The organism is Cupriavidus phytohabitans, from assembly GCF_000426345.1.
Classification (GTDB): Bacteria; Pseudomonadota; Gammaproteobacteria; order Burkholderiales; family Burkholderiaceae; genus Cupriavidus.
Map to the genome: position 1 here is coordinate 1 of NZ_AUFE01000129.1, position 7,718 is coordinate 7,718.

Here is a 7,718-nt window from a genome sequence, read left to right on the forward strand (position 1 = left end):
CCTCGACGGGATTGGCGAGCCATGCCATACTGGCCCGGCACGCGCGCCTTTGGCACGAGTGGGGGCACGACATCGGGATGAACTTGGCGGTTTGGACCGGTGACGTGCCTGTTTCTTTTCGGCGGTAAAGCCAACCTTTTACCGTATCCCCTGCTGCGACGTCACCACCTTGCGGAATGCCCGTCACCGGGCGCGTCTGCACTCGCCCTACGGGCTCGTTCCGACGCGCCCGGTGACAACCTTCAATATCGAATCAGAAGACTTCGGGACGTCCTGCAATACAGGAGTTGCTCCGCATCTTTAAGCCGCGCCGCCATTTAGTGCCGGTTTTAGACAGCCGTTCACACCAGGTCTGGGCCTGCCAATACCTCGGCTTGACACGAATCGATGACGAGCATTGGAGAGGCCTCGGAGCTTGGATGCGGCAAGATGCCGCCGAATCGCTGTCTCTTGATGAGTTGATCCAGCACGCCCACTACTGGTTGTATGAGCGACGGATTCTGATTCCTTCCACACGAGCGCTGCTGAGCCTGGCTCGTTCAATTTGGGCGGGCATCGAGCGAGATTTGCTGGTGGCGATTGAGGCGGTCGTCCCCCTGGCGCAGAGAGCAGGAGCCGAAGCCGCCGTGTTCGCCCAACATGCGACAGCGGGAACGACCGTGCTGGAATGGCTCTCCATGACCATCTCGGGATCCTCTTGTGCATTTCGCCACCGCGAATCGCCCCACGTCCGCTCTTCGTCATGTGCAAGCGGTGACTTGCGGGTAGCGACGCCATCCTGGACCCGATCACGGTGAAGTTCAGCGCGCTGTGCAGTTGCCTTCGTCAGGGAGTGTGGTGGGAGCCTCGCGCCAGGGCCTCATACGTGATAATCCGCCATTATCGCGTGTCAAAAATTGAGCGGATCCACCTTGGTTGACGGTTACATTCGGTACGTATATACATAGTACGTAATATGGTATCAAATTGTAGGAGCATCATGGCCCGTGCTGGTCTAAGCCGTCTGGATGTCAAACGCGCCCGCGATTCATTGGTGGCCCAGGGGCAGCATCCGTCGATCGACGCGATACGTATCGCGCTGGGCAATACCGGCTCGAAAACGACGATTCACCGCTATCTCAAGGAACTGGAAGAAGAGGAAGGCGGGGCGCTCCAGCGGGCCGGCTCGACCTCCGACGCCATCCTGGATCTGGTCGGCAGGCTGGCGGCACGGCTGCATGAAGAAGCGCAGGCAGTGGTCGACCAGCAGGTCGCGGCCGCCACCGCACAGCGGCAGCAGATCCGAGCAGAAGCCGACAAGCTGTCCGGTGATCTCGTCGCACTGCGCGCCGAACTGGCGCAGGCGCATGCCACCGTTGCCGAAGTGCGGGCCGCGCACAGCGACACGCAGACGGCGCTGCAGCAGCGTGCCCTGGAGGCCGAACGGCTGGCGCAGCAGGTCCAGGATCTCACCGAACGGCTGGCCGAACACGAAGGCTTCCGGCGCTCGCTGGAGGAGAAGCTGCAGCACGCACACCAAGCACTGGAGCACTTCCGCAACGCCAGCAAAGAGCAGCGCGATCAGGAGGCACGCCGGCACGAGCAGCAGGTCCAACAACTGCAGGCAGAAACCCGGCAAGCCAATCAGGCGCTGATCGTCAAGCAGGGGGAGATCACGCAACTGAACAAGGACGGCGCACGGCTGGTCGCGGAGATTGCCGCCTCGGCCAAACGCAGCCGCGGCCTGGAGACGCAGGCAGAACAGGCACATGCTGGGCTGAACCAAGCCCGCGTCGATCAAGTCCGCGCGGAAGCCGAACGCGATGCCCTACGCTCCGCGGTCCAGCAGCAAGCGGACGCGCTAGCCGCCGAGCGTGCCGCGCGCGAGCGCCTGGCCGGCGAGCTGGCCAAGGTCACCGGACGGCTCGACGCCCAGCAGCAGTTGCTGGCGGACTATCGGACACAGCTCGGCGTGGCTGGTCCGGCCGCTTGAATGCGTAAGGTTGTACTGAGATGGACCCGGCGCCTCCCTTCGGGGGACACTGTCGGCCTCAACCTGGCACGTGGAGGTTCATCATGGAAATCGACATCCTTGGCATCGATCTGGCCAAACAAGTCTTTCAGCTCCATGGCGCCGACCGCCGCGGACGGCCTGTGCATCGTGCGAAGGTTTCGCGCGGCTCGCTTCTGGAAGCGGTACGTAGCCTGAATCCCAGGACGGTCGTTATGGAAGCCTGCAGCACAGCGCATCACTGGGCACGGCGCTTCCAGTCACTCGGTATTGAGGTCCGATTGATCAGCCCACAATATGTGTCACCGTTCGTCAAGACCAACAAGAATGACCGCAACGATGCCGAAGCCATCGTCGAGGCCGCCAGCCGGCCTGCAATGCGCTTCGTTACAGTCAAGTCGGTCGAGCAACAGGACATCCAAGCCGCGCATCGGATGCGCGCAATCCTGCTCCGCCACCGTACAGCCATGATCAACCAGATGCGTGGCCTGCTCGGTGAACGAGGGCTCACGATTTCGCGCTCACCCGAGGCATTCAAGCGCGCAATCCCGGAACTGCTTAGCAAGAGCGCCGACGAACTGACGTCGTTCTGTCAGACGCTGCTGACTGAACTGTTGCAGCACCTGAAGGCAATCGAGGAGCGTGTCCATCTGATCGAAGCATCTATTCAGTCGTTCATGAAGCAATCCGCGCTGTGCAAGAAGATCTCGGAAGTGCCTGGTATCGGTCCGATCACCGCCACGGCCATGGTTGCCGCAGTCGGCGACGCCAAGCAATTCAGGAACGGCCGGCATCTGGCGGCCTGGCTCGGCCTAGTACCACGTCAGTACTCCTCGGGAGGAAAACCTCGGCTGCACGGCATCAGCCGGCGCGGCGACACCTACCTGCGGACCCTGCTCATCCACGGTGCCCGGGCCGTCCTGCGTTACTCAGCGACAAAGTGCGATCCACAGAGCGTCTGGCTGCAGCAGTTGATTGCGAGACGGGGGCACAATTGCGCGGCGGTCGCGCTGGCCAACAAGAACGCTCGCGTCATCCAGGCGCTGCTCAGCAGCGACTCGGCCTACATAACGCGAAGCGCGGCAGCATAACCACCCAACAACTGCTTGCAAGGAAGAGGGACACCCACGCAGGTTTGCGAAGCTTCTCAAAGCGATGACGAAATTGGTTGAACCAGCATCCTAAAGCCTGTTTTTCGTGCCGGCGGCCTGTGGGGCACGCCGCGATTTTGCTAAGGACGGGATGCGCGGATCTCATCGAGGCTGCGGGCATGCTTCGGCAAGCGCCCAACAAGCAAGCCGGATACATGCATGCAGACCGTTTCGACATCACGAACAAGAAGCTTGCAAAAGGCGTCGGGTCCATACAAGGACGACTACCCCTACACAACATACGCGGCCACATCGTAGGCATCCTCTAGGCTCAGTTTTCGGTTCTGCTCCGAGGCGCCATAAGGCATGTTGAGCAGCAGAAAGCGCGTCATCAATGGCACCATGGAGATGTGGCCGCCATCGTCGAAACTGTCGTTGCCTGCAATGGGCGGAAAGCTGTAGCCGCCACCACGCGCAAAATCTGCGTGCTTTACGCCCTTGCCATCGACCTGATGACAGGCGATGCACTGTGCGCGATAAACCTGCTCGCCTCGCTGCTGGTTGACCGACCGGGCAGGCAGCACCGCCTCGTACAAGCCGGTCTTGCCCATACGGGTATCGGGCTTGCCGCCACTGCCCAGCCATTTCAGGTACGCGACAATCGCCCGCATCTCAGTGCTGTCGGTCGGGATGCCGCCAGTTGGCCCCTTGCCCACCATGCCGGCGATGCGATCCTGCAGCGTGATCACCTTCATCGACTTGACGTCGAGCTTTGGATATTCATGAACCACGTTGACGAGCGGCAATGCATAGGGCTTGGTGCCCGGCAGGCCGGAGGGCCCTGCATGGCACTGTACACAGTTGAGGTTGTTGCCGGCGAAGCGCTTGCCCGGATCTGTCGCATTGGGGCCGATCGACCTCGCGGTCTGCTCGAGGAGAGTTTTGCCGTGGCGGATCTCGTTGCCTGCCTCCCCGGTTGGAATGGTGGCTGGATCGGGCACGGACCACGGCCGCCGCGGCAACGCGGCCTGCCGCTTGAGTAGCTCGGTCGCGCGTGCGGTATCGGCGACCTCACCCGCACGGGGCGCTGGAACATCGGCCGCCGCCGCCCCTGGCAGCAATGCGGCGCCGCTCAATATTGCGGCACACCATCGGGAAGGAATGGCTCGCGACGATTTCATGCGTGTCCTGCTCCCGTCGTATTCAACGTGATGGCGTACAGTGAGCTCGACGCAGCGATGTACAGGCGGTTGCGCGCGGCGCTACCGGGCGCGCTGCCGAACGTGCAGTTGCCGGTCTTCTCCGGTACGGCAATACGCCCGAGCACCGTGCCATCCGGCGCATGCACGTGCACCCCGTCATTGGCGGTGATATAGACCCTGCCCTGGCGGTCCACGCGCAAGCCATCCGGGAGCCCCGGTGAGATCACGGCGAACACACCGCTGCCCGCGAGGCGCTTGCCCGGTCTGCTCTTCGTCGCCACGTCCAGCACGCGCACGTGGTGATTGCCGTTGGGATCGTGGGAGGCCGACGTATCGGAGATATACAGCTTTGACTCATCCGGCGAAAACGCCAGCCCATTGGGCTGCACGAAATCGTCGGCAACCACCTCCAGTGCGCCGCTGCCCGGATCCAGTCGATAAACATAGCGCCCCGCCTGCTCCTGGTCAGCCTTGTAGCCCTCGCGATCAGTGAGAATGCCGTAGCTTGGGTCGGTGAACCAGATGGCGCCGTCCGATCCGACCACCACGTCATTGGGCGAGTTGAATCGCTTGCCCCGATAGCGGTCAGCCAGGATCGTCACCTTGCCGTCGGCCCCGGTGCGCGAAACGCAGCGGCGGCCGTGTTCGCACGACACCAGCCGGCCTTGCAGATCCAGCGTATGGCCGTTGGTGAACTGTGCCGGCTGACGAAATACCTCCACGCCGGAGGCAGACCATCGCAGCATGCGGTTGTTGGGAATGTCGCTCCACAGTACGCTCTGCAGCCGGGGCAACCAGACTGGCCCTTCGCTCCAGATCGCACCGGTCGCCAGCCGCTCCAGCAAGTGGCCAGGCCGCAGGATTTCGTGGAAGCGTTCGTCAAGCACAACGGGTTCCGGCAGGCGCCCAGCGGCCAGCGGATTGAACTCCCGTGCAACGGCATGCGCCGCCAGGGTCGCACCACCGAGCAACGCCAGAAAACGCCGCCGGAACTGCCCGTGCGGTTGCAAACGGTGGGTAGGAGGGTGACGCAATGACACTGATGGTCTCCATTTATTTTTGGCTCGTCGGCGGAATCTGTGGGTGAAAGCGGATGTGCGGCTAGCCGAGTGAAGCCCGATTCAGGTACTGATAGAGCTTGCGACAGGTTGCATCAAAGGAATTTTGTGCGGACTCGAAGATAGCTGGCCAGATGAGAGGGCCGCCGTCTTCCTCGATGAGCTTGTCCAGGAGGGTTGCCACAGGGAGGGTAAGGAGATCGGGATCTTCATGGCGTCGTCGGATCATTTCGCCGCCGAGCATCCAGATGTGATCGCGGTGCCGAAGCAATGTCTTGCGTGCGTATCCCGAGATTGGGAGATGCTCAAGGAAAGGCGTGAGTATTGCTACGATTTCCTCTCCAGTCGAGATATCTTCGTCATCGACTCGCCACGAAGCCGGCCAGTTATGCAGGTCTGGAATGTACTGGGTGAGCGTTTGCTGTTCGGTGACAATGGCAGCTTTGCCCTTGCCGGTTTTGAGCTTGCTAACCATGTTGCTGACTCGTCTGCTTAACGCCTGTCATCATTTTCCCGGCTTTGTCTATGAAGGTGCGCGGCTGTGCGAGGCAACCCAGTCCATCGAGATCGACGTTCGGCCGCGCAAGGGTTCGAAGCCGGCCTGCTCATGCTGCAACCAGCCTGCGCGGGATTACGACTCACTCACGGAGCGCCGCTTCGAGTTTATTCCCGTCTGGGGTTTTGCAGTATTCCTGCTCTATACCATGCGGCGCGTCGATTGTCGTGACTGTGGCGTGAAGGTCGAAGCTCTGCCGTGGGCCAATGGCAAGCACACGCTTACCCGCGCTTACATGATCTCTTTGTGCCGTCTCCTTCCACGACAGCTTGCGTGCCCACTGCGCCAGGAAGCGGCCCGGAAACCCGCATGGCTACTTGGGGTCGCTAGCCCGGTAAATAGCAGCAAAAACAAAGGGAAACTTGCTGGAGCCCCAGTAAACGCACCGGGTTCGCATCTCAGTACTCCAGTTTGGGTACGGCAATGGGCCGACCGGACATGACCGGCAACTCACGCTCCTGCCAACGCGCATAAACGAAATATTCGCCGGCCATTTCCTGCACGAGCTGATCGATCTGCCCGAGCGAGAGGGCGTGCGGCAAGCTGCCGACAGGAATATGGTAACGGTCTGCATACGCAATGATGCTCCGATAGCCGACAATTTCATTCAACACGGCGTGGGTTCTGGCGTCCGGCCACAAACCGGCGATCTCGTCCAACATGGACCGCGAGCTATCCCCCGGCGCCAGCATTTCCCGGATCCGAGATTTGGCTTTCGAAAGATATCCGGCGACATCCTGCAAAGCCAGCCTTTCCCACGTCTGCTCGTACGTTGCCCAGCGCGGATCCGACGCGATGGTCCGAAGCAGCGAGACCGACCCGCCTTCAAGAATCAGCAAAGACTCTTTTTGCAGGAGTCGGGCCACGTGCTCATGCAAGAACGCATTGGCGGTCGCGGCGGCCAATTCCCCATCGGCGACCTTGCGATCCGCAATGTATACCCGCCGGGTCGAGCGGAGTTCGTCCACGGCAGGGCGGCCGCTTCCCACGGCCAGGTCGGGAAAGCATTGGATGCGATCCAGCACGATGACGGGAGCGTTGGTTTGTTCGGCAAGCATAACGGATCGCCGTGTTTTTCCTGTCGTCGTCGGACCGACGATGAAATGCAGCCGCTTCATTCGACCTAGTGCAGTGTTCCATTCTGTTTGGAACTTAAGCGGCGGTTGGCGCGAATGACCTTCTGTAGGATGTCGCGAGCGCTCTTGGTCCAGATGAACGGCTTGGGGTTGGTGTTGTGGCAAGCGATGTATTCGTTGATGGCGTCGACCAGTTCCGGCACGCTGGTGAATACGCCGCGGCGAAGTCGCTCGGTTGTGATGTCGCGAACGAACCGCTCGACCATGTTCAGCCATGATGCCGAGGTGGGCGTGAAGTGCATGTTGAATCGCGGATGCTTGGCCAACCAGTCCTGCACCGCAGGATGCTTGTGGGTGGCGTAGTTGTCGGCGATCAGATGCAGCGTCTTGTCCTTGGGCGTCTCGCGGTCGATCTTGCGCAGGAACTTCAACCACTCGGAATGGCGGTGGCGCTGCTGGCACTGGGCGATGACCTGGCCATCGAGCACGTTGAGCGCGGCGAACAGCGTGGTCGTGCCATTGCGCTTGTAGTCGTGTGTCATGGTGGCCGCACGTCCCTTCTTCAACGGCAAGCCGGGCTGCGTGCGATCCAGCGCCTGCACCTGGCTCTTCTCATCGCAGCATAGCACCAGCGCGTGCTCGGGTGGCGACATGTAGAGGCCAACGATGTCTTCAAGCTTCTCGACGAACTTCGGATCGCGCGACACTTTGAAGCCGCGCACGATGTGCGGCTTCAACCCGTGGG

General features: G+C 61.4%; 7 protein-coding genes and 2 pseudogenes. 4 read left to right on the forward strand and 5 right to left on the reverse strand.

Going from position 1 to position 7,718, the window contains the following annotated elements:
- Positions 1 to 344: 344 nt before the first annotated feature.
- From K309_RS41010 to K309_RS0132900, 3 genes and pseudogenes are all read left to right on the forward strand, one after another.
- Positions 345 to 674 (forward strand): annotated as a pseudogene (locus tag K309_RS41010) (DUF4158 domain-containing protein); the annotation flags it as partial.
- Between the two features lie 305 nt (positions 675 to 979).
- Positions 980 to 1,972: a DNA-binding protein gene (locus tag K309_RS0132895; protein WP_029050224.1), complete on the forward strand. Its 993-nt coding sequence runs from the start codon at positions 980 to 982 to the stop codon at positions 1,970 to 1,972.
- An 83-nt stretch (positions 1,973 to 2,055) separates the two neighbouring features.
- Positions 2,056 to 3,081, forward strand: coding sequence for an IS110 family RNA-guided transposase (locus K309_RS0132900; protein WP_029050225.1), 1,026 nt, complete (start codon positions 2,056 to 2,058; stop codon positions 3,079 to 3,081).
- A 290-nt stretch (positions 3,082 to 3,371) separates the two neighbouring features.
- On the opposite strand, the gene K309_RS38430 is transcribed toward K309_RS0132900, so the two are convergent.
- The 3 genes from K309_RS38430 to K309_RS0132915 all read right to left on the reverse strand — a co-directional run bounded on the left by K309_RS38430 (position 3,372) and on the right by K309_RS0132915 (position 5,816).
- On the reverse strand, positions 3,372 to 4,262 hold the full coding sequence (locus K309_RS38430) for a c-type cytochrome (RefSeq protein ID WP_084402675.1): 891 nt from the start codon (positions 4,260 to 4,262) through the stop codon (positions 3,372 to 3,374).
- Positions 4,259 to 5,185, reverse strand: a complete 927-nt coding sequence (locus K309_RS0132910) for an SMP-30/gluconolactonase/LRE family protein (protein ID WP_029050226.1) — start codon at positions 5,183 to 5,185, stop codon at positions 4,259 to 4,261. Before K309_RS0132910 ends, K309_RS38430 begins: the two co-directional genes overlap by 4 nt.
- Before the next feature lie 199 nt (positions 5,186 to 5,384).
- Positions 5,385 to 5,816: a hypothetical protein gene (locus K309_RS0132915; protein ID WP_029050227.1), complete on the reverse strand. Its 432-nt coding sequence runs from the start codon at positions 5,814 to 5,816 to the stop codon at positions 5,385 to 5,387.
- Between K309_RS0132915 and K309_RS44385 the strand changes: the two are divergent.
- Positions 5,815 to 6,150, forward strand: a pseudogene (locus K309_RS44385) (transposase family protein); the annotation flags it as partial. The gene K309_RS0132915 and the pseudogene K309_RS44385 sit on opposite strands and share 2 nt — an antisense overlap.
- Before the next feature lie 145 nt (positions 6,151 to 6,295).
- On the opposite strand, the gene K309_RS38435 reads toward K309_RS44385, so the two are convergent.
- Both K309_RS38435 and K309_RS38440 read right to left on the reverse strand, forming a co-directional pair.
- Positions 6,296 to 6,955, reverse strand: a complete 660-nt coding sequence (locus tag K309_RS38435) for an isopentenyl transferase family protein (protein WP_051320746.1) — start codon at positions 6,953 to 6,955, stop codon at positions 6,296 to 6,298.
- Between the two features lie 65 nt (positions 6,956 to 7,020).
- Positions 7,021 to 7,718, reverse strand: a 698-nt coding sequence (locus tag K309_RS38440; protein WP_035878767.1) for an IS630 family transposase, incomplete at its 5' end; no start/stop codon positions are given.